Genomic DNA, 24748 nt, shown 5'->3' with positions numbered 1-24748 from the left:
GCAAGGCGCTCGTCCCGAATCAGGCGAGCCCAGCTCCGCCCCCGGCGCGACCGGACCAGGCGGTCCCGCTGCACTCGGCCCGAGTGCGCCCGCCCCGGGCGGTGCCGGTCCTGGTTCTCCGCATCCCGGTGGTCCCGGTCGCGGTGGTCCCGGTCCCGACGGTCCCGGCCCGGGCGCGGGCGTGGGCGCTCACGGCCTGGGCGCGCTCGGTGGGCTCGGCTCCAGGGAAGGCTTCTCGCCCGGATGGATCGGAGCCGAGCGGGACCTGGAGGAATGGCCTCTGCTGCCCGGCCGCCCAGCCCCCTCCCCACCCGCGGCACCCCCGACCCACGCAACCACGGCACCCAGATCACCAGCCCCCACCAACACCCCGAACCACCCGAACCGCGGCCAGGTCATCGCCGTCTGGGGGCCCACCGGCGCGCCCGGCCGGACGACCGTCGCGCTGGGGCTCGCCGACGAGAGCGCCCGCCAGAACATCCACACCCTCCTCATCGACGCCGACACCTACGGCGGCGTCGTCGCCCAGCACCTCGGCCTCCTCGACGAAGCCGCCGGCCTCGCCTCGGCCGCCCGGCTCGCGAACACCGGCCGCCTCACCCCGACCTCCCTCGCCGCCACCGCCCGCGCCATCTCGCCCCACCTGCGCGTCCTCACCGGCATCAGCCGCCCCGACCGCTGGCCGGAGATCACCCCCGACGCCGTCGACGAGATCCTCGACCACGCCCGCGCCCTTTCCGAGCTCACGATCGTCGACATCGGTTTCTGCTTGGAGGAGGACGAGGAACTCGTCTTCGACACCGCCGCACCGCGGCGGAACGGTGCCACGCTCGCCGTCCTCGGGAACGCGGACTCGATTCTCGCGATCGGCGCCGCCGATCCGGTCGGGCTGCACCGCCTGGTGCGCGGGCTGGCGTCGCTCAAGGAGGCGCTCCCCAGCGCGGAACCCATCGTGGTCGTCAACAAGCTCCGCCGCGGGCCGATCCCCGGCGACCCCACCCGGAGCGTCGAGAGCGCCCTCCAACGGTTCGCCGGCATCGACGGAATCCGCACGCTCCCTTACGACCGGCCGTCCACCGACCGTGCGCTGGCCGAGGGCCGCACGCTCGCCGAGGTGACCCCGAACTCCCCGCTGCGGAAGGCCCTGAAAACCCTCGTGATCGGTGCAGGGTGGGTGCATACCAGAAGAAATGTGGGTACCGACGAGTAACCCATGTCACGATGAGGATGCGCATCCAACGAGGGAGGTGATCGCGTTGTCCGATCGCCTCCAGCCGCTGGACGTCTCGTTCCTCTCCGCCGAGACGCCGAACACTCCGCTGCACGTCGGCGGCCTGGCGATCCTCGAACCGGCCGAGACCGGGCTCGACGTGGCCGCCCTCCGGCGCCGGGTCGAGCAGCGGATCGCGCTGGTTCCGCGCTTCCGTCGGCGCGTCCGCTGGGTACCGGGCGGCCTCAGCCAGCCGGTCTGGGTCGACGATTCCCGCTTCGACCTCGCCTACCACGTCCGCCGCACCGGTTTACCCACTCCCGGCACCGACGCCCAGCTGCACGCGCTCGTCGGGCGCCTGATGTCCACCCAGCTCGACCGGTCCCGCCCGCTCTGGGAGCTCTATCTCGTCGAGGGACTCAAAGACAAGAACGTCGCGGTCGTCGCGAAATCGCATCCGGCGCTCGTCGACGGCGTCGGTGGCGTCGATCTGCTCCACGTCCTGCTCGACGACAGCCCGGCCACCGCCGAGAGCGTCACTCCGGTCTGGCGTCCGGACCCCGAGCCGGGCCCGGCCGACCTGATGCTGGACGCCGCGGCGGACCTCGTCCGGCACCCGATCGCGGCCCTCACCAGCGCCGGACGCGCCCTCGGCGCGACCGGTACCGGACTGCTCGCGGCCGCCCGCCCGGCCCCGGCCAGCCCGCTCAGCGCCGAGCCGGGCCGCCAGCGCCGGTTCGCCACCGCGCGCACCGACCTCGACCAGTACCGCAAGCTCCGCGCCAAGGGGACGGTCAACGACGTCGTCCTGGCCACCGTCGCCGGCGCGCTCCGCGCCTGGCTGCTCTACCGCGGCGCCCCGGTCCCGCCCGACGCCGTGCTCCGCGCGCTGGTCCCGACCAGCGTCCGCGGCGGGCCCCCGGCGGCCTTCGGCGGCGACGACGTCGGCAGTCGCGTCGCGACCTCGCTCATCGACCTGCCGATCGGCGAGCCGAACCCCACCGTGCGGCTCACGCAGATCGCGTACTCCATGCGCGCCCACGCCGAACCCGGGCGGCGGGTCGGCGCGGACGCGCTCGTCCGCCTGTCCGGCTTCGCGCCCGCGACGCTGAACGCGATGGCGGCCCGGGCCGCCTCCGGACTCTCCCGTCGGTTGTTCAACCTCGTCGTCACCAACGCTCCCGGCCCGCAACGTCCGCTGTACGTGGCCGGGGCCCGGCTCCGCGAGATCTTTCCGTTTGTGCCGCTCGCCGCTGGGCAAGCCGTCGCAATTGGAGTGACGTCGTACGACGGGCACGTCTACTACGGCCTCAACGCGGACTGGGACGCGATGGCCGATGTGGACGTGCTCGCCGCACTTCTGAACGAGTCGATCGACGAGCTGACGGAGGGGGCGCCATGACGCGACGAGGCTTGGTGATCGGCGCCGGCGGCGTGCTCGGGTTCGCCTGGGCAGCCGGTGCACTGAAAGCGCTGGAGCGCGCCGAGGGATTCGACTGCCGCGACGTGGACGCGCTGGTCGGCACGTCCGCGGGCTCGATACTGGCGTCGCTGCTCTCCTGCGGGGCGCCGGTCGACTCGATCGTCCGCCACCAGCAGGGCATCCCGGCGCCGGAGGACCCGGTCGTCGACTACGACGAGGAGGTCGACGGCGCCGGACCGGCCCCGCCCTGGCCGGCGTTCGCGCTCGGATCGCCCGGCCTGCTCTGGCGTGCGGCCCGCCACCCGGCGTCGATGTCACCGATGGTGGCACTCTCCGGCCTCGTGCCGCGGGGCCGCGCCGCGCACACCGGCGTCCGGCGGCTGATCGGTTCGGTGCTGCCGTGCGAGGACTGGCCCGACCGTCCGCGGCCCTGGGTCGTCGCGATGGACTACGCGTCCGGCGAGCGGGTCGTCTTCGGTCGCGAGGGTGCTCCCGAGGCTCCGCTGGCCGACGCGGTCAGCGCCTCCTGCGCCGTGCCCGGCTGGTTCGCCCCGATCCGCATCGGTGGGCGTCCGTACGTCGACGGTGGTACGTACTCCACCGCGTCGGCCGACCTGCTGGCCGGCTGCGACCTGGACGAGGTCTACGTCCTGACGCCGATGGCGTCCTTCGCCTACGACGCGCCCACCTCGTTCGCGGGCAAGCTGGAGCGGCGCGTGCGCCGCTCGCTCACCGCGCAGCTGCTCCGCGAAGCGGAGGTGCTGCGTGCCTCCGGCACGCGGGTCACGCTGCTCGGACCGGGTCCGGAGGACCTGACCGCGATCGGTCCGAATCTGATGGACGCGCGCCGGCGCGCGTCGGTGCTCGAGACCTCGTTGCGGACGTCCTGGGCCGCGCTCCGACCCGAACCGACGACGCGACGCCTGCGGTCGGTGCCGTTCGACATCGCGGGTTAGTGGACACTCGGGGGATGCGGATCTACGTGCCGGCGACGTTGGCGATGCTGCACCAGGTGGAGGCCGACAAGGAGGTGGGACCGGCGCCGCTGACGGCGTTCGCGGTCACGCCCGCGCTGCGCGAGTGGTACCTCGACGACGACGAAGAGGTGCTGGAGTACGCGGCGTTCTCGCAGGCCGCCCGCGCGGCGCTGAGGTTGCTGGACAACGATCCGTCGGCGCCGCGGCGGCGCGTGGTGCTGTCGGCGGACGTGCCCGACCGGGACGTGACGCTGCATCCCGATCTGGAGCGGGCGGTCGTGCGGAGCTCGGTGCCGATTTCGCTGGATCGGTTGGCGTCGATCCACGTCGACGGTGCGGAGGCCGAGGCGGATGTGGCCGCGGCGGCTCGGGTGATCATGGAGGCGGATCTCGGGGACGAGGACGCTCAGTTCGTGGTCGACGGGACTGATGATTACGAGTTGGAGTGGTATGGGGTCCAGGAGCTGCCGGAGCTCTTGGAGTCCTTCTCGGTCTGACGGCCCGCGGCCGCGCGCCGCGCCGAGCCCCCGCTCCTGGGCCGTGCCGGGCCCCCGGCCGCGCTGGGCCCTCGGGCCATGCCGAGCCCCTGCGCCGCGCCGGGCTCCTGGGCCGTGCTGGGCCTTCGGGCCGTGCCGAGCCTCTGCGTGCCGGGCTCCTGGGCTGCGCCGGGCTCCTGGGCCGTGCCGAGCCCCCGCGCCGAGCCGGGCTCCTGGGCCGTGCCGAGCCCCCGCGCCGAGCCGGGCTCCTGGGCCGTGCCGAGCCCCCGCGCCGAGCCGGGCTCCTGAGCTGCGCCGGGCCTTCCGGGCCGTGCCGGGCCTCTGGGCCGTGCCGGGCCCTCGCGCCGGGCGGCGGAGCGGGCGGCGAGGCCGGGCGCCCGGGGCTGGCTAGGCCGGGCGCAGGGTGCCGGGCCGCGGCCGCCGGTTGCCGGGTGCTAGATGAGTGATCGGAGGCAGTGGTCGTGCCGGGATCGGCCAGGTGTTCGGTGATCTGGCCGGGGTGTAGCGAGATGCGGGACGTTCGGACCCGGGAAGGGCTGGGGAACCTCCGAACGGGCAGCCATCCCGCGATTCCGGCTCCTAGCAACGCCACCTCAGTGGCCGGCGCACGCTCGCCGGGGGCCTGGTGCTTTTCCGGATTGGTCAACTTACCTGACCAAGTAGTCAGGAAAGTTGACCAATCCGCGGAACCCACGGTCGGCCAGCGCCCTCGGGCCGCGCTGAGGATCGGGGCAGTTGGCTGGCCTTGCCGTGGTCTCCCATCGCTGCGATCCGTGCGACAAGGCGTGGGGGAGATGTCCGATAGGGGTTCGCGCCTTCAAGGGGGCGCAGGCTGGAACTGGTCGCCGCGCCGTTAGAAATCAACATCTAGGCCGCCGCCAGCGGGCACGAGATCCAAGTCGCCGCCAGCGGGTACGAGGTCCCACGCCGCCGCCGGCGGGAGCTGGGTGTGAGGCCGCCGCCGGCGGGAGCCGGGCGTAAGGCCGCCGACGGCGGCGTGGAGTCGGAGTCGGGCGCCGGGCCGCCGCCGGTGGGTGCCGGACGGCGGCAGCGGCTGAGGCTCGGGTTAACGGCCGCGGACGCCCGCCGGCGGGAGGGGCCGGGTGGGCGACTCGTCGCCCGGGGGCACCTCGGGCCCGGGGCGGGGGATCGGCACGGTCGGCGCCTCCGGACCGCCGTCGCCGGCCCCCGGAGAAGCCGCGCCCTGCGGCGCGGACGGCTGTGCCGTGGGCTGCCCGGCCGTGGGCTGCCCGGCCGTGGGCTGCCCGGCGGTGGGCTGGCGGGGATTCGGCACCGCCGGTGATGCCTGCCGGAGGTCGGGGATCGGCGCGGTCGGCTGCTCCGCGTTCGCCGTCTCCGGCCCGTGGCCCGGCCGAGTCAGCGCCTCCGGCCCGCGGCCCGGCCAATTCGCCGCTCCCGGCCCCTGGCCCGGCCAATTCGCGGCCTCGGTCTGGCCCGGAGCCTGCCACTGCGCGGGCGCGGCCTGGGCGGGCGCCGCCGGGGCCGGCTCCGCCCGCTGCGACGGAGCCGCCTGGGTCGGCCACTGCGCCGCCTGGCCCTCGGCCGGCCGCTGCATGGGCACCGCCGAGGCCGGGTTCGCCTGCTGCGACGGAGCCGCCTCCACCGACCGCTGCGCCGGAGCCGTTTCCGCCGACCGCTGCGAGGGAGCCGTCTGCGCCGGCCACTGCGAGGGAGCCGTCTCCGCCGGGCGCTGCGACGGAGCGGTTTCGACCGGCCACTGCGACCGAGCCGCCTGCGCCGGGCGCTGGGACGGAGCCGTTTCCGCCGGCCACTGCGACGGACCCGCCGCGGCCTGCCCCGGCCACTGCGTGGTCGCGCCCCGACCCGGCCAGTGCGATGAATCCGCTGTCGCCTGGCCCGCCCCCGACCCCTGCGCCGGGGTCGGCGCGGTCTGGCCCGGCCACGTCGACGGGGCCGGCGTCTGGGGCGGTTGGGCTGCGGGGCGGGGGATGTACGGCACGGGGTTGCGGACGGCGGCGGCCTCGTTCAGGGCGGCGGCGTCATTCGCGGCCGCCTGGGCCGCGGCGGCCCGGGCGATCGCCGCCTGCAGAGCGGCGATCTGGGTCGCCCCGGTCTGCTCGGCCGCGTCCCGGGCCGCAGCGGCCTGCGCCGCCGCCTTCTCGGCCGCGGCCGCCTGCTCGACCAGCGCCTGGGTCGCCGCAGCCTGCTCCGCCGACGCCGGTGGTGCACCGGCCTCGGCCGCGGTGGCCTGGGTCGCGGTCGCGCGAGCCGCCGCCGCGTGCGCGGCCGCCGACTCGGCGGCCTGACGAGCCTCGATCGCCGCCCGCAGACGAGCCGCCCGACGGGCCCGCCCGGCGAAGTACGCGGCGATCCCTCCGAAGACGACCATCACCAGCAGCTGCAGGCCATGTCCCCGCGCGGCCTGGGCGAGCGCGTCACCCTTGGCCGGATCGTCGACCATGAGCCAGGCCAGCAACTCCGCGATGTCCCCGATGACCACCAGCGCGGCCGGGAACCAGCCGACGATCAGCCAGTGCGACCACCACGTCCGCTGGCGACGCCGGGACAGCCACCACACCCCGGCCACCGCCCCGACCACGGACGAAATGCCCCAGTTGACGGCGCTGACCCCGAGCGGCGTCCCGTGCCCGGGCGTGGCCGGAGCCAGCGAGAGCACCGAGATCACGGCCTGCCCGAACAGGTTCACGAGCGTCGCGGCGAACGTCGACACGAGGCCGCCGAGCACGGCGCCACCGGCCCGCACCCCACCGACGACCCCACCGAGCATCGCGGCGACGAACACCGCGACGACCATCGGATAGGTCGCGTGGGCGTCCGCGAGCGCCGACGAGGCCCAGCACAGCATCGCGAACACGGTGCCGGCCACGACGGCCGCCGCGATGCCGGTACCGAGGCTCTGGGGCGTCGTACTGGCGGACTTTTGTTGCATTCGGCGCCACCAGGCGCCGTTGGCGCTGGCGGCGGCGCCGGCGAAGGCGGCAGCGAAGGCGACGGTCGCGCCCTGGATCGCGACCCACCATCCGGCTCTCTCGCCGTTGTAGACGTCGACAGAGGTCGCCGCGACAAGTTGGAGAAGTGCGATTACCGCGGACGAGGCGACCAATAACTGAACGGTGGTTCGACCGGGTTCGGTGAGCGGGTGGGCGGGCGCGGGGCCGGACTCCACGTCGACTCCCTTCTGAACAGGAGCGGACACGGTCTACAGGCGCATCTTAGGTATCGACGTTCGGCACCCGGCAGTCTGCCCCACCGCCGGTTGATCCCCAAAGCGGCTGGATAGGTGCCCGATAGGGTGGGGTTCGCGTCTTCCCATCGGAGGTGACCACACATGGACGGTGTCACCCGGGTACCCGAACCGGCCAACGAGCCGGTCCGGACATACGAACCGGGCAGTGCCGACGCTCGAGCCCTGCGTTCCGCCCTGGACACGCTGGACGGTCGGAGAGAAGACCTCACCCAGACGATCGGCGGCGCCACCCGCTGGGGTGGCGGCGACGAGGTGCCGGTGGTCCAACCGCATGCGCATGCCCATCTTCTCGGAACCTTGCGGCAGGCTACGCGGGATGACGTGACCGATGCGATCAGTGCTGCGGCCCAGGCGGCCCCGGCCTGGCAGGCGATGTCGTTCGCCGATCGGGCCGCGATCTTCCTCCGGGCGGCCGAACTGGTCGCCGGCCCGTGGCGCGACACCTTGAACGCCGCCACCATGCTCGGCCAGTCGAAGACGGTCCAGCAGGCCGAGATCGACTCGGCCTGCGAACTGATCGACTTCCTGCGGTTCAACGTCCACTTCGCCGAGCGGATCCTGGCCGAGCAGCCCAACTCCGGCGGCGGCGCCTGGAACCGGTTCGACCATCGCCCGCTGGAAGGGTTCGTGCTGGCGATCACGCCGTTCAACTTCACCGCGATCGCCGGGAACCTGCCGACGGCGCCCGCGCTGATGGGCAACACCGTGCTCTGGAAGCCGTCGCCTACCCAGCAGTTGTCGGCGCACTACTTCATGCGGGTTCTGGAGACGGCCGGGCTGCCGCCCGGCGTCATCAACTTGCTGACCGGGGACGGCGCAGCCGTATCCGAGGTGGCCCTGACCGACCGGAACCTGGCCGGGATCCACTTCACCGGCTCGACCCGGACGTTCCGCCACCTGTGGGAGTCGGTCGGCCGCAACCTCGACCGGTATGCCGCGTATCCACGGCTCGTCGGCGAGACCGGCGGCAAGGATTTCGTCGTCGCGCACCCGTCCGCGGACGTGGATGCGCTGCACACCGCACTGGTCCGGGGCGCGTTCGAGTACCAGGGCCAGAAGTGCTCGGCGGCCTCCCGGGCCTACCTGCCCCGGTCCCTCTGGGAGGGCGGTCTGCGCGACCGGTTGGCCACCACGGCCGAAGAACTCGAGTACGGCGACGTCCGTGACTTCCGCCACTTCGGTGGGGCGGTGATCGACCGTCGGGCGTTCGACCGGCTTCGGGACGTGTTGGCGAAGCTCGAGGCCGACCCGTCGTGCGAGGTCCTGGCCGGTGGCGGCACCGACGACAGCGTGGGGTACTTCGTGCGTCCGACCGTGGTCGTCGGCACCGACCCGACCCACGAGCTGTTCCGCACCGAGTACTTCGGTCCGCTGCTGGGCGTCCACGTGTACGAGGACGGGAAGTTCGACGAGGTGCTGGACCTGGCCGCGGACAGCACCCCGTACGCGCTGACCGGGTCCATCTTCGGACGCGATCGCGAAGCGCTCGCGACCGCGACCGAGCGGCTGCGGTTCGCGGCCGGCAACTTCTACCTGAACGACAAGCCGACCGGCGCGGTCGTGGGGCAGCAGCCGTTCGGCGGAGCGCGCGCGTCCGGCACCAACGACAAGGCCGGCTCGATCTTCAACCTCCTCCGCTGGGTCAGCCCCCGAACCATCAAGGAGACGTTCGTCCCGCCCACCGACCACACCTACCCGCACATGTCTCGCTAGTGGGCGGCCTGCTGAGGACGACGCTGACAGCCGCGCCACCCGACTTGAGTACGACCAGTACGCGGCGTCGAGTGGCGCGGATGTCAGCGCCGCCCTCAGCAGGCTCCAGGTTCGAACGAAGCGCTCGCGCCTGGCGGCGCGCGACTGCTACACGCGCGGATGTCGGTTCGCTGACGTAGCGCGGAGGAGTGGCACGAATCCGGGAGACCCTGCGGACGGCCCGTTCGCATACTCGGGTTGCGGGCGCACCCCCGGCGCCCGGTACCCGAAGGGACGACGCCGTGACCACGCCTTTAGGCAGCCGATACGAACTGGTCGAAAAGATCGCCGGCGGTGCCACTGGATCCGTGTGGCGCGCCCGTGTCGTCAAGACCGGCGAGCTCGTCGCGGCCAAGCAGATCCGGGCCGAGCTGGCCGCCGACGCCGACGTCGTCGACCGGTTCCTCCGGGAGCGGCGGGTGCTGACGTCGATCGCGCACCCGGCCGTCGTCCGACTGCGTGATCTGGTCGTCGAGGGGGACCAGATCACGCTCGTGATGGACCTGGTCGATGGGGCCGACCTGCGCCACGCGCTCGCGACCACCGGAACGTTCGCGCCGACGTCGGCCGCGCTCATCGCGGCCACGATCGCGGATGCGCTCGCCGCCGCGCATGCGGCCGGCGTCGTTCATGCCGACGTGAAACCCGCGAACGTCCTGGTGCCCGCGGACGGCGGGCCGGTGCGGCTGGCCGACTTCGGGGTGTCGCGGCTGGTCCGCGGTCCGGCGCCGCTGAGCTACGGCACGCCCGAGTACATCGCGCCCGAGGTCGTGCAGGGGCACGCGTCGATCCCGGCCAGCGACGTCTACGGGCTCGGCATCCTGTTCTACGAGCTGCTCACCGGCACCACGCCGTACCGCGGGGGAACGTCGGCCGAGGTGATGGACCGGCACGTCACGGCCCGGCCGATCTGGACCGACGCGACCGTCCCGGCGGTGCGTCCGCTGCTGACCGCGTGCCTGCGGCGGGACCCGGTCCAGCGGCCGACCGCGGAGTCGGTCGCCGTCGACCTGCGGGAGCTCGCGGCGACGCTGGCCGGCGTGCCGGCCGGGACGCCGCTGCCCGAGGGGACGCCGCACTACCAGGCGGTGCCGGTCGCGGCCGTCGGTGAGGTGCTGCCGGACGACCGGGTCACGTCGGTGCTGCCGTCGAAGCCGGCGCCGGGCGCGCTGCCGGTGCGGCCCAGCCCGACGCTGGCGATGCCGGTCCCGGCCCAGGCCGCGTCCTCGAACCTGGAGTCGCCGGTGGAGCCGTTCATCCCGGTGAGCGGCGCCGCCGCCGCCGCGCCGCTGAGCCCGGCCGCGCCGCTGAGCCCGGCCGCGCCGGCGGCCTGGGCGGCGAGCAACGCGAGCCCGATGCCGGCCACGACCGCCTGGTCGGCCCCAACCTCCCCAGGCGCGCCCAACGCGCCCGGCGGCACGGGCGTGCCGGGTGGCGCGGGCGTGCCGAGCGGCGCGGGCGTGCCGAGCGGCGCGGCAGGCGCAGGCGCGCGCGGCGCGCAGAACGCGGACTTCCGGCCCGCCGCCCCGCCGACCTCGCTGTTCGCGGCCCCGGGCGCCGCCGGACCCGCCGTCGGGCCCGGTGCCGTCGGGCCGGGCTATCCGCCGCCGCCCGGCCACGGCCTCCCTCCGACCTTCGGCGGACCCGGCCTACCACCCCCTCCGCCCTGGGCCGCGCCCCCGTCGGCGCCCAAGCGGCACCGCCGGTGGCCGCTGGTCCTGAGCCTCACCGCCGCCTGCGTCGTCGCGCTCGCCGCCGTCGCCTTCGGCGTCGCCTGGTCCGGCATCCTGCAGTCCGACACCAACAAGACCGCCGTCCGCCCCGCACCGACCCCGACCCAGCAGCAACAGAAGCAGCAGCCCAAGCAGCTCCCGAAGAACCCGTTCCCGACCCGCCCGGACGGCTCCGGCCCGAAGACCCCACCCGGAAGCCCGCCGACCGACATCCCCGGCCTCCCCAAGCCCGGCGACAAGATGCCGAGCAACCCCCAGGGCACCCCGGCCCCGTCCAGCGACGACAAGATCGGCGACCGAGTCGACACCTGACTGAACTTATCCACACCCCGGTTACGTGCGGTGTTCTGATCGCTACCGTCGATTCAGGAACCGCAACCGGGAGGTGGGGTGTCCAACGCCGAGGAGATCGTCCACCGGGAGGTCCGTGAGCTGGTACGGAGCCGCGGTGTCGACCCGCTCCACGACCCCGCCGCGGTCAGCGGCCTCATCGACGAGGTACTGGCCACCCACGCCGAAAGAGCGGCCGGCGGCACCGCCGAGGCGCTCCCCGACCCGGTCGGAACCCGTCGCGTGGTGCTCGACGCCGTCGCCGGCCTCGGCCCGCTCCAGCGCTTCCTCGACGATCCGACGGTCGAGGAGATCTGGGTCAACGGCCCCGGCCGGGTCTTCGTCGCCCGCTACGGACGCTCCGAGCTCACGACCACGATCCTCGCTCCCGGCCAGATCGAGGAGCTCGTCCAGCGCGCGCTGGAGCGCACCGGCCGCCGCGTCGACCTGTCGACGCCGTTCGTCGACGCGATGCTCAGCGACGGATCCCGTTTACACGTCGTCATCCCGGACGTGACCCGCGAGCACTGGGCGGTCAACATCCGCAAGTTCGTCGCGCGCGCCCACACGCTCGCCGAACTGATCCCGCTCGGCACGCTGACCCCGCACTCCGGCCGGTTCCTGGAGGCCTCGGTCGTGGCCGGCCTGAACGTGATCGTCAGCGGCGCCACCCAGACCGGCAAGACCACGCTGCTCAACTGCCTGGCCGGAGCGATCCCGACGTTCGAGCGGGTGATCAGCTGCGAGGAGGTCTTCGAGCTCCAGCTCCGTCACCATCCCGACTGGGTCGCGCTCCAGACCCGGCAGCCGAACCTCGAGGGCGCGGGCGAGATCCCGCTGCGCCGGCTGGTCACCGAGGCGCTGCGGATGCGCCCCGACCGGCTGATCGTCGGCGAGGTTCGCCAGGCCGAGGCACTCGATCTGCTCATCGCGCTGAACGCCGGGCTGCCCGGGCTGTGCTCCGTGCATGCGAACTCGGCCCGCCAGGCCGTGACCAAGCTCTGCACGCTCCCGCTGCTGGCCGGCGAGAACGTCCACCCGTCGTTCGTGGTGCCGACGGTCGCGACGTGCGTCGACCTCGTCGTCCACCTGGAGATGAGCGCGACCGGCGCGCGCACCGTCCGCGAGATCGTCGCGGTCGGCGGGCGCAGCGGCGACGGCGCGATCGAGACCGCGGAGGTCTTCACGACCGTCAGCGGCGAGCTGACCCGCGCCGACGGCTTCCCTCCCCACCGCGAGCGCTACGCGCGCACCGGCATCGACCTGCCGGCCCTCCTGGCGTCCGGACCGCCCTGATGGGCGCCGCGCTAGGCCTGGCCTTCGCCTGCGGCCTACTACTTCTATGCGGACGCCGCTCCGCGCGCCGCCGTGCCGCGGGTGGCCGCGGCGCGGCGGCCAGTAGGGGCCTCGGCGGGTATCCGCGTCGGGCTCTGCGTCGGTGGAGCAGGCGGCGGGGTGAGTTGCTGGGCGCGGCCGGGTTGGCGGGGGTGAGCCCCGGGCAGCTGGTCGCAGCGCAGGTCGGAGCCTCGGCGGCGGTGGGAGCGGTGGCGCTGCTCGTCTCCGGGAGCAGCTCGATCGCGGTCTGCTTCGCGGCGTTCGGATTTCTGGGGCCGACCGCGCTGGTGCGTCGCCTCCGCACGAGCCGGGCCCGCGAGCTCCGCGACGCCTGGCCCGACGTCGTCGACAACCTGGCGTCGGCCGTACGGGCCGGCATGTCGCTGCCCGAGGCCGTGAGCGCGATCGCCGAGCGCGGGCCGGTGCCGCTCCGACCGGCCTTCGCGCGGTTCGCGGCCGACCACCGGGCGACCGGCCAATTCGCACTCTGCCTCGACCGCCTCAAGGACGACCTGGCCGACCCGGTCGCCGACCGGATCTGCGAGGCGCTCCGGGTAGCCCGCGAAGTCGGGGGCACCGACCTGGGCCGACTGCTCCGCACGCTGGCGAGCTTCCTCCGCGAGGACGCCCGGATCCGCGCCGAACTCGAGACCCGTCAGGGCTGGACGGTCAACGCGGCCCGCCTTGCGGTCGCCGGGCCATGGCTCGTGCTGGTGCTGCTGGCGACCCAGTCCACGACGCTGACCGTCTTCGACAGCGGCTCCGGTCGGCTGCTGCTCGCGTTCGGAGGCGCGGTGACGCTGGCCGCGTACCGGCTGATGCTGCGGATCGGGCACCTGCCCGAGGAACGGCGGGTGCTCGGGTGAACGCGGTCGGGGCGCTGTTCGGGCTGGCGCTGGTGGTCGGCATCGCGCTGATCGTCCGGGGAGTCCCGCCGGCCCGTCGCCCCCGCCTCGACGAACGCCTGGCCCCCTACCTGGGTCACCCCGACGTGACCCGAGCCTCCCTCACCGCCCGCCCCACCCCGTCGGAGCCAGGTCAGGCCACCGGGCTGATCGGCCGAGGGCCGGCCCAGGCCGCCCGAACCGCGGCCCAAGCCCTCGCCGAAGTGCTGGCCCGGCACCTCGACCGCCTCCTGGGCGGCACCCCGTCCATCCGCCGCCGCCTCATCGCCGCCGACCGCAGCACTCCGACCTCCCCGGCCACCCGCGTCTTCCCGACCACCCCCGCCGGCCGCCCCGGCCCGACGGCCGCTGGCCGCGCCGGCCCGACCGCCGCCGGCCGCGCGGGCCCAGCCGCCCCGGCTAGCCCCCTCGGCGACGCGCTCGACCACGCCAACGCCGTAGCCGCCTTCCGCGCCGAACAGGTCCGCTGGGGCGCAACCGGCCTGGCCGCCGGAATAGTCGTCCCCGCCGCCACCGGAAACCTCACCGCCCTCGCCGTACTCCCTCTCCTCGGCGCAATGACCGGCATCCTCGCCCGCGACTGGTGGCTCTCCGCCCAGGTCCGCCGCCGCGCCGATGCCATGCGCACCGAGCTCCCCGTAATAGCCGAACTCCTCGCCCTGGCCGTCACCGCCGGCGAGGCACCGGCCGCCGCCCTCCGCCGAGTCACCACCGTCAGCCAGGGCGAACTCAGCCGCGAACTCACCCGCACCCTCGACGAGAGCCGCTCCGGCGCCGGCCTGGTCACCGCCCTCGAAGGACTCGCCGCCCGCTCAGCCTCCGAGCCGCTCACCCGCTTCGTCGACGGCATAGTGATCGCCCTCGAGCGCGGAACCCCGCTGGCCGAGGTGCTCCGCGCCCAGGCCGCCGACGCCCGCGAAGCCGAGAAACGCTCGCTCCTGGCCTCGGGCGGTCGGCGCGAGATCGCGATGATGGTCCCGGTCGTGTTCCTGATCCTGCCGGTCACGGTCCTGTTCGCGCTCTACCCGGGCCTGGTCTCGATCAGCATGCTCACCCGTTAGCGGCGACGTCCCGGGCTCGCGTTACCGTGCGCCGGGGAGGACGGATGAGCGAACCAACCGATGCCGATGTCGACCTGGCGATCCCGGCCCAACGGCGCGAGCGTCTCTGGCCCGTGCTGGCCGCGGTGTCGGCCGGCGGGGTGCTGGGCGCCCTCGCCCGCTACGGGATCACGGCCGCCTGGCCCCACGGCCCGGACGGCTTCGCCTGGTCGACGTTCGTCGTCAACGTGTCGGGATGCTTTCTCATCGGCGTCCTCATGGTGGTGGTGACCGAGGTGTATCCGCAGCGGAAGCTGCTGCGGCCGTTCCTGGGCGTGGGGTTCCTCGGCGGGTACACGACGTTCTCGACCTACGTGGTCGACGCGGGTCGCAACGCGACCGCGGGCGCGTCCGCGGTCGGGCTCGCGTACCTGGCGGTGACGCTGGTCGGAGCGCTGCTGGCGGTCTGGGCCGGGAGCGCGCTGACCGCGAGGCTGGTCTCGCGGTGACCGTGCTGCTGGTGGCCCTGGGTGCGGCGGTCGGGGCGCCGTTGCGGTACCTCACCGACCGGGCCGTGCAGGCGATCGTCGGGCCGGGGTACCCGTGGGGGACGTTCGGGGTCAACGTCACCGGGTCGCTGATCCTGGGGTTCGTGGCCGCCTGGCCCGCCTCGACGGCGGTGGCCGCGCTGGTCGGCACCGGTTTCTGCGGTGCGCTGACGACGTACTCGACGTTCAGCTTCGAGGTTCTGCGGCTCACCCAGCAGAGGTTGCGGTTCCTCGCGGTCGCGTACGCCGGTGCGACGGTGCTCGCCGGCTTCGGAGCGGCCGCGATCGGCCTGATTTTGGCTAGGGCTATTCATCAGCTTTAGGCTTTTTGCGACGTTCGTCCGCCTGAGGTTTGGAGGGCGCGCTGCCGGGCACGAGACCAGCGACGACGAGAAGGAGGCCGGTTCCATGGTCGACGTCCGCAGGGAAGAGCACGGGTTCGCCGAGTCGGACCCCGGCTTCGAGGCCGAGCGCGCGGAGCGGGCTCGCCTGGTCGACGCGTTCCTCGCCGCGATGGGGGAGGCCGACAACCCGGGGACGTCCCGGAAGTTCGGGTCGTTCATGCGCGAGCTGACCGGTCAGCAGCAGGACCGCTACTGGGAGACGAAGGTCGAGGGCGACGACGACGGCGTGCTCGTCTTCGCCGACGGGCGCCACGGCTGGGAGCGGAGCTTCCGCTACTCCGACCGCCCCACGACGCCCGAGGACGAGATCTCCCCGGCCGAGCTGGCCGACGCGCTGCGGGCGATCCTGGACGAGAACGACGTGGCCCGCCCGGCCGAGCTCGCGTAGTTCTCCACAGCCTTTCGGGAAGCCCTCGCGCAGCGTCGATGTGATCCCTACCCTCTGTTTCGGGGCCATGGGAACTCGCGTCGAGCGCTCGGAGGGCGTCCCGTGCTGCCTCCTCTGTTCTGGCTGTTCTGCCGCGTGCGGGCACTGCGGGGTGACCGTGGTGACGTCCCCGGTTGGGTGATGGTCACGGTCATGACCGCGGGGCTGGTCGCGGCCGTGTTCGCGGTGTTCCGCGACGCGATCGTCACCGCGGTGCAGACCGCGCTGGATCAGGTGGTCTCGGACACCGGTCGGTGACCCGGTGCGCCACGGCGACCGCGGTTCCGCGGTCGTGGAGTTCGCGCTGGTCACGGTGGTGCTGCTCGGATTGCTGCTGGGCGTCCTGCAGGTCGCCGTCTACCTGTACGTCCGCACGATCGCGGCGGCGAGCGCCGCCGAGGGCGCGCGTTTTGCCGCCAATGCGGACGTGGATCCGGACGCGGGGGCCGCGCGGGCGCACGATCTCCTGCGTCGCGGGGCGGGCCGCGAGGTGGCGGAGCATCTCGTGTGTACGGGGTCGGAGGAGGTGGCCGGGAACGGGTTGCGCTTGGCGCGCATCGACTGCGTGGGTGCGTTGCCGGCGTTCTTCGCGCCGCTCGGTGAGGTGTTGCCGGTCCATGTGACGGCGCGGGCGGTGGAGGAAGGTGATCCGTCGTGAGGCGCGCCATCGTGGGGCGGAGGGTCGTTCTGAGCGGTGGGGGCGGTGGCTTCCGCGCTGGAGCCCTCTGCGCTGCAACGGCGCTGTGGGCCGCGGTTGCGAGGGCCGCGGTGCTGTGCGGGGTCGTGTTCGGTGTGGCGGCCGTGGGGGTGGCGGCCGTGCGTGAGGCGGCTCGCCGCGCCGACGTGCCGTGCGGTGGGATGCCTCCCGCAGTGGTCGGCTGTGCGGTGGCTGCTGCACGTGTGGCCTCCGGCCGCGCCGTCGTTGCGAAGGGTGCGGGGCGGTGCGCGGTGGTCCTTCGGGCGGCAGCCGTACGCGCGGCGGCGGTGCGTTGGGCCCTGCGAAGTGCGGTTCGGAGGGGCGCGGTTCGGAGGGCCGCGGGTTCGACCGTGCCGTCAGTAGGCGACGGGGCGGCCCACGCCGGGGCCCGGGAGGGCGCGGTCTCGCCAAGGCCGCTCCTGCGCGGCGGCGCCTCGCGCGGAGTGGTCCCGCGCTCGGTGGGTCCCCGCGGTGCGGGTCCACCCGAAGGGGCCCTGCGCGGTAGGAACCCGTGTGGTGGGGTCTCGCACGGCATGGGTTGGCCGCCGGAGGCCGAGTTCGGGGAGATCCAGCGCAGGGAGCTCCGGCGCGGGGAGGTGTGGCGCGGGGCGGCCGGGCGGTGGGTGAGGCGGGGGGAGCGGGGGTCGGCGGTCGTCGAGTTCGTGTTCGGCGGCGTGCTGCTCCTCGTCCCGCTCCTGTACGTCGTGATCGCCGTCTTCGAGGTGCAGCGGAACGCCTTCGCGGTCACGGAGGCGGCCCGCGACGCCGGGCGCGCCTACGTGAGCGCGGACGACCCCTCGACCGCCGCCGAGCGAGCGACCTACGCCGTCCGCCTCGCGCTCGAGGACCAGGGCCTGACCGGGCCGGCCGAGCTCCACTGGGGTCCGATCGGACACGGCTGCACGGGCCCGACCCTCACCGTGGACTCGACGGTTAACCCGCCGCTGGACCCCGGGTCCCGTTTCGAGCTGTGCGTCCGCCGCACCTACCGCCTGCCGGGCGTGCCGACGATGTTCGACGCCGGGCGGAACGTGGTCGAGGCCCGGTTCGTCGTGCGAATCGCGGGTACGGCGTGAAAGACCGCGGCAGCCTGCAGCTGGTGATCCTCCTGTGTGTCGCGGTGGCGCTGCTCCTGATCGCCGGTGTCGCGACTGCATCCAGTGCATTCCTGGCCCAGCGGGACCTTCAGTCCTGGTGCGACGCTGCCGCGCTGGCGACGGCAGGCGGCACAAGCGACGCAGCAGCGTACATAAGCGGTACGGAACCGTCCGATCACGCGTCCGTCACATACGAGGAAGCAGCCCCTGAGCTGCGACGCTACCTAGAAGGTATACAAAAAGAGGAGGTTGACGTCGCGCTGAGCGTGCAAAATGATCAGATAATACTGATCTGTACGCGTATGGCGCCTCTCCCGTTCGGACGGCTGTTCGGTCGACCGAAGGGAATCGAGAGGGTGGCTACCAGCTCTGCGCGAGTAGTCTGGAAGACCTGATCGGACCGTGACCGGAGCTTGTCGACGATCGTCGACTTGCTCGCCCGGGGGAAGGTAGCGCCCCCTTGACCAGGGAACTGTCCGACTTGTGATGGGTTCCACTTTGGAAGGCGTGGCGTATGGCGCGACCGCCCGAATCGTGTCACCGTGGCTAACATGGCGGAGAAAGGTCTCAATGCGACGGCAGCCGCACTTCTTGGGCTGCTGCACGAAGGTCCGATGACAGGTGGCCAGCTCATGGCCACTGCGGAGAACAGATTGGGTCCGTTCTGGACCACTACTCGGAGCCAGGTATACCGCGAGTTGCCGGTCCTGGCCGAGAAGGGGTTCGTTCGGCTAGGAAGACCCGGCCCCCGCTCCTCCCAGCCCTATGCGATCACCGCATCCGGCAAGCGGGTGTTCGCGAAGTGGCTGAGCGAGGAGGCGGGGCGCGACCAGTTGCGCAACCCGTTGATGCTGCGGGCCGCTTTCGGGTCTCTGCACAAGCCGCAGCAGCTCCAGGAGCTGTACGCGGAGCGGCGGGAGGAGCACAACGCCCGGCTCGCCGAGCTCCGGGAGGAGCTCAAAGAGGTGAAGAAGCGGGACGACTCGTTCCAGGTGGCGACCCTGGAGTTCGCGATCTCGTACCAGCGTTCGATCCTGAAGTGGCTGGACAGCGCCCCCGGGCTGTCGTCCAGCAGCTGACGATCAAGGCGACCGGTCGTTCCCGACCGCGCGCAGCTGCCGGGAGGGGAGCTCCGTACGGCCGGGAGCGACGGGTCGCTGCATCAGCTGGCTGGGCCCCCAGGGGAGCTCCGCACGGCCGGGAACGACGGGTCGCTGAGCACGGTGGTAAGCGAACAAGCGGCCCGACCGCGTAGGCTGGGTTGCTGTGGCTGCCCTCGACCTTCATGAAGAGCTCAAGGCTCTCGACACGACCCTGACCTCAGTCGAGAGCGTGCTCGACCTCGACAAGCTCCGCAACGAGCTGGCCGAGCTGAACGAGGCGGCCGCGGCGCCCGACCTCTGGGACGATCAAGACCGCGCCCAGCAGGTCACGTCCCGGCTGAGCTTCGTCCAGGGCGAACTGAACAAGATCGACGGCCTGCGCAGCCGGCTCGACGACGCCGGCGTCCTGCTCGAGCTGGCCGAGGCCGAGGACGACCCGGGCTCGGTGCAGGAGGTCGCCACCGAGCTCACGAGCCTGCGCGCCACGATCGAGGAGCTCGAGGTCCGCACGCTCCTCTCCGGTGAGTACGACCCCCGCGAGGCGCTGATCACGATCCGCGCCGAGGCCGGTGGCGTCGACGCGGCCGACTTCGCCGAGATGCTGCTCCGCATGTACCTGCGCTGGGCCGAGCGGCACCACTACGGTACCGAGGTCTACGACACCTCCTACGCCGAGGAAGCCGGCATCAAGTCGGCGACGTTCACTGTGCGGGCGCCCTACGCCTACGGCACGCTCTCGGTCGAGCAGGGCACCCACCGCCTCGTCCGGATCAGCCCGTACGACAACCAGGGCCGTCGCCAGACGTCGTTCGCCGGCGTCGAGGTCCTGCCGGTCGTCGAGACGACCGACCACGTCGACATCCCCGAGAACGACCTGCGTATCGACGTCTTCCGCTCGTCCGGTCCCGGCGGTCAGAGCGTCAACACGACCGACTCGGCGGTGCGCATCACGCACATCCCGACCGGCATCGTCGTGTCCTGCCAGAACGAGAAGTCGCAGATCCAGAACCGGGCCGCCGCGATGCGGGTCCTGCAGGCGCGCCTGCTGGAGCGCCGTCGTCAAGAGCAGAAGGCCGAGATGGACGCCCTGCGCGGCGACGGTGGCAACTCCTGGGGCAACCAGATGCGCTCCTACGTGGTTCACCCGTACCAAATGGTGAAGGATCTGCGCACCCAGTTCGAGGCCGGAAACCCCCAGGCCGTGTTCGACGGCGACATCGACGGCTTCATCGAGGCCGGCATCCGCTGGCGCAAGCAACAAGACGTCGCAGTGTCCTGACCAGCGCGCCCTCCGGAATCCGGAGGGCGTTCTGCTTACTCAGGGTCGCCGTCCCAGCGTCAGGGTTGAAAGCTCAACCGCAATTGGTTGCCCGATCCACCTTCACGGTTGAGAACGCCCGCCTCTTAAATCTCTCTCACAACATTGCCAGAGCTGTGGCGTGACATCTCCGTGGCAACGTATGGTCTGGCACCGGCAGCGAAACCGGCTCCACGTAATTGCCGGGAATCGCCGCCACTAGGGGGCACACCGTTATTCGCAGCGGCGTGTCCTTTGTCGTTCCCAGATGTTCTTTTCGATGTCCACCGAGGGAATGGAAGTGCTTGAGATGGCCCGAGGCTTACGCGGTGTTCTCCGCCGCGGCCTTGCCGCAACGATGGTGACCGGACTGGTGACCCTCGGGGCGGTAGCGCTCGCCGAACCGGCAAGTGCGACCACCAACGCCGTGAAGGGCACCGCCGAGTGCGTCGACGGGCGGTACGTCGTCGAATGGACGGTGACCAACCAGGACCCGCACCTCGATGAGGCCATCGAGGTCAAGGCTCAGCCCGAGAAGAGCCACGTCCGCATCGCCGACGAGATCGAGGCCGGCAAGTCGATCACCGGCAAGCAGGTCCTGCCGAAGGGCAGCACCGGCATCAAGGACGCCATGGGCAAGAACGTGGCCCGGCTCGAGGTCCACGGCACGTGGAAAGACGGCGACAAGGTCATCGAGAAGGACGCGACCGCCGACGTTCCGCTGCCCGGCAAGTCCTGTGACGAGCCCGAGCCCAGCCAGTCGCCCTCGGCCGACGAAGAGGACACTCTCTCCGCCGACATCACGTTGAGCTGCGACGTCTTCTCGATCGACCTGACCAACGACACCGACCGGCGCGCCCGGTTCACCGTCCTGGTCAAGTTCGACGACGACAAGCCGCTGGCCCAGGACTTCGCCGTCAACCCGGGCAAGACCCTGACGCTGCCGGACGACCTCAAGAACGAGGACGACTTCAAGGCGCTCGCCAAGGCGGACGACGAGGACTTCGACGTCTCGAAGATCGCCGTCGCGGTCATCGCCCAGGGCGACAAGCTCGACTCGGCCAGCCTCGACCTGAACAAGTGCGACGAGGAAGAGGGCACCGAGCCCAGCGACGAGGCCTCGCCGAGCGAGAGCGCGGTCGCTGGTGACGACGAGGCGCAGCCCAGCGTTTCGCCTGCCTCGAACAGCGAGAGCGAGGAAGGCAGCCTGCCGGTCACCGGTGCGAGCCTCGGCGGCCTGATCGCCGGCGCGGTTCTGGTGCTCGGACTCGGCGTCGGCATGGTGGTCTTCACCCGCCGCCGGAAGCGCGCCTGACGCAATAAGCACCACCGATAAATGGTCGGCCCGGTCGCCTGTGCGACCGGGCCGACTGCTGTCCGGAAATAGAAACCTATCGCTATCTCTAGGCGTTTCTTATCGCCGCATTAAGAATTCTCGCCACCCCGTTTCCCGGGAATCTTCGCTTTGCGGGGCGGTTGGGAAGCCGTGCGCATCCCTCGAACGACACCGGGGTTGCGGTCGAACTGACAGAGCAGTGGCAACGTCCGCCGATCATCACCGCGCAGAGTGACGGATCACCTCCGGCGGTGCCGGTGAGCACTCCCGGCCGTCACACCCGCCCCACCTCTCTACCGGCGTTCCGGACAGGGCCCTGTGAGGTCGCCCGGCGCCCGGCCACGGCCGCTCTCTGAACAACACCTGAGGAAGGCTGTGTAGCCCGAGCTGTCGCCGGACCCGGTGTGGCTAGACTCGGCCCCCGTGATCACCCTCGACCGTGTGACCAAGACGTACCCGAAGTCACGTCGTCCCGCCCTCGACGACGTGAACGTCAACGTCGAGAAGGGCGAGTTCGTGTTCTTCATCGGGCCGTCGGGTTCGGGGAAGTCCACGTTCATCCGCCTCCTTCTCAAGGAAGACACCGCGACGTCCGGCAAGGTGATGGTGGCCGGCCGGGACGTCGCGACGATCCGCCCGTGGAAGGTGCCGCAGCTGCGGCGCAGCGTCGGCTGTGTCTTCCAGGACTTCCGGCTGCTCCCCAACAAGACCGCCGCCGAGAACGTGGCGTTCGCGCTGGAGGTCATCGGCAAGACCCGCTCGGTCATCCGTCGGGTCGTGCCCGAGGTGCTGAGCCTGGTCGGCCTGGAGGGCAAGGAGAACCGCTATCCGCACGAGCTCTCCGGTGGTGAGCAGCAGCGCGTCGCGGTCGCCCGGGCGTTCGTCAACCGCCCGCTGGTGCTGCTGGCCGACGAGCCGACCGGAAACCTCGACCCCGACACGTCGATCGAGATCATGCGTCTGCTCGACCGGATCAACCGCACCGGCACGACCGTCGTCATGGCGACGCACGACTCGAACATCGTGAACCAGATGCGCCGCCGCGTGGTCGAGCTCGACCGCGGCCGGGTCATTCGTGACCAGGCGCGCGGCGTCTACGGCTAAACAGCACCCCCAACGGCCCCCCAACTTCCCGTCCTTCCCGAGGAACCCATGCGTGCCAAGTTCGTCCTGACCGAAGCCGCGACCGGCCTGTGGCGCAACGTCACGATGACGATCGCCCTGATCCTCACCACGGCGATCTCGCTGGCGCTGCTCGGTGCGGGCGGCTTGCTGTACGCCGGGGTCGCCAAGACCAAGGACCTGCTGTACGCGCAGGTCGAGGTCTCGATCTTCCTGGACGCGGCGGTCACCGCCGACCAGAAGACCGCACTGCAGACGAAGCTCCAGGACGACCCCGAGGTCCAGAAGGTCACGTTCGAGAGCAAGGACGAGGCCTACAAGCGCTTCAAGGAGCTGTTCAAGGACTCGCCGGACCTGGTCGAGAACACCAAGCCGGAGTCGCTCCCGGAGTCGTTCCGGGTGAAGCTCAAGAACCCGAACCAGGCCAACACGGTCGACGCCGAGTACAAAGGCCAGCCAGGCGTCGACGTGGTCTCGACCCAGGAGGAGCTGGTCGGCCGGCTGTTCGACGCGATCGACGCGGTCAAGAACACCTCGCTGGCCGTCTCGCTGTTCGCCGGCCTCGCCGCCCTGCTGCTGATCGGTAACACGATCCAGGTCGCGGCCTACAGCCGGCGGCGCGAGGTCAGCATCATGAAGCTGGTCGGCGCGTCCAACTGGTACGTCCGATTGCCGTTCATCCTGGAGGCCGCGGTCGCCGGTCTGATCGGCGCGATCTTCGCGACGGTCTTCCTGTCGATCGCCAAGGTGACGGTCATCGACGGCGCGCTCTCCGCGCTCGGCCAGGACACGGTCGTCCCGACGATCGGTTGGAGCGCGATCCTGCTGGTCACGGCCCCGCTGCTGATGCTGGTGTCGGTGCTCACGGCCGGCATCACCGGGTGGGTCACGCTCCGGTTCTACGTCAAGGTCTGACGTCTGCGTGTCACGGGTGACGCGCCGGTAGACCTGTGACCTTTGTGAACTAATCGGGCAATCCGTACCGTATCGGCATGCGCGTAGGGCGTCGCCGAGTGTTCTGCCTAGTCGTCGCGATCGGTGCGGGGCTACTCGTCCACCAACCCGTCGTTCAGGCCCGGAACGGGCCCTCGCCGGCCGACCGGGCCGCGGCACAGCGGGCGATGCAGCGGGCGGCCGCGATCATGGAGACCGCGACCGCCAGGGCCCAGGCCGCGACCGCGGCCTTCGTCGAGACCTCGCAGCGCCTGCCGGGCGCGCAGACGCGCGTTGCGACCGCCCAGGGGCGGGTCACGGCCGCGGCGGTCCGGGCCACCGCGGCCGAGCGCGCCTCGGCCCGCGCGGCCGCCGCGCTCGGTGTCGCCGAGCAGCACTTCGCCGCCGCTCAGGCCGCGGTGGACGAGGCCCGCGACACGCTCGGCACCTACGTCCGGGCGACCTACGAGGGTCACTCGGCGATGGTCCTGTCCGCGGTCAGCGCGGCCGACGGCCCCGAGGACCTGCTCGACCGCCTCAACTTCGCGACGCAGCTGATCGGCCGCCAGCACCGCGCGGTCGACGCCGTCGAGCGACGTCGTCAGGACGTGGCTGAGCAACGCGCGATCGTCGCCGAACACAAACGTCGGGTGGACGCGGCCCGAGCGGCCGCGCAGCGCGCGCTCGCCGCCGCCCGGGCCGAACAGTCGGCCGCGCAGGCCGCCCGGGCCGAGGTGCTGAGCCTGGTCGCGCAGCGACGGAACGCGGTCGTCGTGGCGAACCAGGAGAAGCAGGCCAGCCAGGAGCGGTACGCCGACGCCCAGGCCGAGTCGAACCGGATCGCCCGCGCCCTGCGGGCCGTGGCCCACCGCGAGCGGCGGAGCTCCGGCCGGAGCCGGAGCTACCGGCCGCGGAGTCGCCCCGGCGGCCTGTGGATGCCGGTCGCGGGCTGGAAGTCCAGCGACTTCGGCTACCGGTTCGACCCGTACTTCCGGCGCTGGCAGCTGCACGCGGGCACCGACTTCGCCGCGCCCGAGGGGGCGCCGATCCACGCGGCCGCGAGCGGGGTCGTCGTGCGGGCCGGGTGGAACGGCGGGTACGGCAACTACACCTGCATCTACCACGGCGGTGACCTGTCGACCTGCTACGGCCACCAGTCCCGGATCCTGGTCTCGCCGGGCCAGGAAGTGAGCCGGGGCGAGACGATCGGCCTGGTCGGGACGACCGGCGCGTCGACCGGTGACCACCTGCACTTCGAGGTCCGGATCGACGGCAGCCCGGTGAACCCGCTCGGGTACCTCTGAGCATTTAAGGAATGGCCTGCCACCGTAG

The 24748-nt window shown here is 72.2% G+C and carries 24 protein-coding genes; 23 read left to right on the top strand and 1 reads right to left on the bottom strand.

Going from position 1 to position 24748, the window contains the following annotated elements; translation table 11 throughout:
* The first annotated feature begins 181 nt into the window (after nucleotides 1-181).
* The 5 genes from FL583_RS40295 (at nucleotide 182) to FL583_RS22855 (ending at nucleotide 4395) form a co-directional block, all read left to right on the top strand.
* Nucleotides 182-1210 (top strand): CpaE/TadZ family protein, encoded by a 1029-nt coding sequence (locus FL583_RS40295; RefSeq protein ID WP_170323827.1) that lies wholly within the window; start codon nucleotides 182-184, stop codon nucleotides 1208-1210.
* A gap of 37 nt (nucleotides 1211-1247) precedes the next feature.
* Nucleotides 1248-2612: a WS/DGAT/MGAT family O-acyltransferase gene (locus tag FL583_RS22870; protein WP_420843179.1), complete on the top strand. Its 1365-nt coding sequence runs from the start codon at nucleotides 1248-1250 to the stop codon at nucleotides 2610-2612.
* Nucleotides 2609-3589 carry a patatin-like phospholipase family protein gene (locus FL583_RS22865; RefSeq protein ID WP_142706813.1) on the top strand — a complete coding sequence of 327 codons (981 nt, stop codon included), beginning with the start codon at nucleotides 2609-2611 and terminating at the stop codon, nucleotides 3587-3589. The genes FL583_RS22870 and FL583_RS22865 overlap by 4 nt, the downstream gene beginning before the upstream one ends.
* A gap of 14 nt (nucleotides 3590-3603) precedes the next feature.
* Nucleotides 3604-4107: a DUF6912 family protein gene (locus FL583_RS22860; protein ID WP_142706811.1), complete on the top strand. Its 504-nt coding sequence runs from the start codon at nucleotides 3604-3606 to the stop codon at nucleotides 4105-4107.
* A 78-nt stretch (nucleotides 4108-4185) separates the two neighbouring features.
* Nucleotides 4186-4395, top strand: coding sequence for a hypothetical protein (locus FL583_RS22855; protein ID WP_142706809.1), 210 nt, complete (start codon nucleotides 4186-4188; stop codon nucleotides 4393-4395).
* A gap of 778 nt (nucleotides 4396-5173) precedes the next feature.
* Here FL583_RS22855 and FL583_RS40290 read toward each other — a convergent pair.
* Nucleotides 5174-7039 (bottom strand): hypothetical protein, encoded by a 1866-nt coding sequence (locus tag FL583_RS40290; protein WP_170323826.1) that lies wholly within the window; start codon nucleotides 7037-7039, stop codon nucleotides 5174-5176.
* Nucleotides 7040-7438: 399 nt separating this feature from the next.
* On the opposite strand from FL583_RS40290, the gene pruA reads away from it, so the two are divergent.
* The 18 genes from pruA to FL583_RS22760 all read left to right on the top strand — a co-directional run bounded on the left by pruA (nucleotide 7439) and on the right by FL583_RS22760 (nucleotide 24720).
* Nucleotides 7439-9070: an L-glutamate gamma-semialdehyde dehydrogenase gene (gene pruA, locus FL583_RS22845; RefSeq protein WP_142706807.1), complete on the top strand. Its 1632-nt coding sequence runs from the start codon at nucleotides 7439-7441 to the stop codon at nucleotides 9068-9070.
* Between the two features lie 281 nt (nucleotides 9071-9351).
* Nucleotides 9352-11154, top strand: a complete 1803-nt coding sequence (locus FL583_RS22840) for a serine/threonine-protein kinase (protein ID WP_170323825.1) — start codon at nucleotides 9352-9354, stop codon at nucleotides 11152-11154.
* A gap of 78 nt (nucleotides 11155-11232) precedes the next feature.
* Nucleotides 11233-12468, top strand: a complete 1236-nt coding sequence (locus FL583_RS22835) for a TadA family conjugal transfer-associated ATPase (RefSeq protein WP_142706803.1) — start codon at nucleotides 11233-11235, stop codon at nucleotides 12466-12468.
* A 191-nt stretch (nucleotides 12469-12659) separates the two neighbouring features.
* Complete coding sequence (locus FL583_RS22830; RefSeq protein ID WP_205752366.1) at nucleotides 12660-13373, top strand: type II secretion system F family protein; 714 nt, start codon at nucleotides 12660-12662, stop codon at nucleotides 13371-13373.
* Nucleotides 13370-14473, top strand: a complete 1104-nt coding sequence (locus FL583_RS41070) for a type II secretion system F family protein (RefSeq protein WP_205752365.1) — start codon at nucleotides 13370-13372, stop codon at nucleotides 14471-14473. The genes FL583_RS22830 and FL583_RS41070 overlap by 4 nt, the downstream gene beginning before the upstream one ends.
* A gap of 44 nt (nucleotides 14474-14517) precedes the next feature.
* Nucleotides 14518-14961, top strand: a complete 444-nt coding sequence (locus tag FL583_RS22820; RefSeq protein ID WP_142706799.1) for a fluoride efflux transporter FluC — start codon at nucleotides 14518-14520, stop codon at nucleotides 14959-14961.
* Nucleotides 14958-15323 (top strand): fluoride efflux transporter FluC, encoded by a 366-nt coding sequence (locus tag FL583_RS22815; RefSeq protein WP_142706797.1) that lies wholly within the window; start codon nucleotides 14958-14960, stop codon nucleotides 15321-15323. The genes FL583_RS22820 and FL583_RS22815 overlap by 4 nt, the downstream gene beginning before the upstream one ends.
* Before the next feature lie 85 nt (nucleotides 15324-15408).
* Nucleotides 15409-15792, top strand: coding sequence for a hypothetical protein (locus FL583_RS22810; protein WP_142706795.1), 384 nt, complete (start codon nucleotides 15409-15411; stop codon nucleotides 15790-15792).
* A gap of 102 nt (nucleotides 15793-15894) precedes the next feature.
* Nucleotides 15895-16089, top strand: coding sequence for a hypothetical protein (locus FL583_RS22805; RefSeq protein ID WP_142706793.1), 195 nt, complete (start codon nucleotides 15895-15897; stop codon nucleotides 16087-16089).
* A 34-nt stretch (nucleotides 16090-16123) separates the two neighbouring features.
* The gene (locus FL583_RS22800) at nucleotides 16124-16489 is read left to right on the top strand and encodes a TadE/TadG family type IV pilus assembly protein (protein ID WP_142706791.1); all 366 of its coding nucleotides are present in this window, start codon (nucleotides 16124-16126) and stop codon (nucleotides 16487-16489) included.
* Nucleotides 16490-17061: 572 nt separating this feature from the next.
* The gene (locus FL583_RS40285; protein ID WP_170323824.1) at nucleotides 17062-17604 is read left to right on the top strand and encodes a hypothetical protein; all 543 of its coding nucleotides are present in this window, start codon (nucleotides 17062-17064) and stop codon (nucleotides 17602-17604) included.
* A 23-nt stretch (nucleotides 17605-17627) separates the two neighbouring features.
* Nucleotides 17628-18020 (top strand): hypothetical protein, encoded by a 393-nt coding sequence (locus FL583_RS22790; protein ID WP_142706787.1) that lies wholly within the window; start codon nucleotides 17628-17630, stop codon nucleotides 18018-18020.
* A gap of 156 nt (nucleotides 18021-18176) precedes the next feature.
* Complete coding sequence (locus FL583_RS22785; protein WP_142706785.1) at nucleotides 18177-18704, top strand: PadR family transcriptional regulator; 528 nt, start codon at nucleotides 18177-18179, stop codon at nucleotides 18702-18704.
* Nucleotides 18705-18891: 187 nt separating this feature from the next.
* Nucleotides 18892-20007 (top strand): peptide chain release factor 2, encoded by a 1116-nt coding sequence (gene prfB, locus FL583_RS22780; RefSeq protein ID WP_142706783.1) that lies wholly within the window; start codon nucleotides 18892-18894, stop codon nucleotides 20005-20007.
* 391 nt (nucleotides 20008-20398) lie between these two features.
* Nucleotides 20399-21340 (top strand): hypothetical protein, encoded by a 942-nt coding sequence (locus tag FL583_RS22775; protein WP_142706781.1) that lies wholly within the window; start codon nucleotides 20399-20401, stop codon nucleotides 21338-21340.
* Nucleotides 21341-21784: 444 nt separating this feature from the next.
* Nucleotides 21785-22465, top strand: coding sequence for a cell division ATP-binding protein FtsE (ftsE, locus tag FL583_RS22770; protein ID WP_142706778.1), 681 nt, complete (start codon nucleotides 21785-21787; stop codon nucleotides 22463-22465).
* A gap of 48 nt (nucleotides 22466-22513) precedes the next feature.
* Nucleotides 22514-23398 carry a permease-like cell division protein FtsX gene (ftsX, locus tag FL583_RS22765; protein ID WP_142706776.1) on the top strand — a complete coding sequence of 295 codons (885 nt, stop codon included), beginning with the start codon at nucleotides 22514-22516 and terminating at the stop codon, nucleotides 23396-23398.
* A gap of 77 nt (nucleotides 23399-23475) precedes the next feature.
* Nucleotides 23476-24720 carry a M23 family metallopeptidase gene (locus FL583_RS22760; protein WP_142706773.1) on the top strand — a complete coding sequence of 415 codons (1245 nt, stop codon included), beginning with the start codon at nucleotides 23476-23478 and terminating at the stop codon, nucleotides 24718-24720.
* The last annotated feature ends 28 nt before the right edge of the window (nucleotides 24721-24748 follow it).

The sequence above is a fragment of the Cryptosporangium phraense genome (assembly GCF_006912135.1).
Taxonomy (GTDB): domain Bacteria; phylum Actinomycetota; class Actinomycetes; order Mycobacteriales; family Cryptosporangiaceae; genus Cryptosporangium; species Cryptosporangium phraense.
The sequence above is the reverse complement of the archived record's forward strand: the minus strand, read 5'-3'. Positions and strand labels throughout refer to the sequence as shown.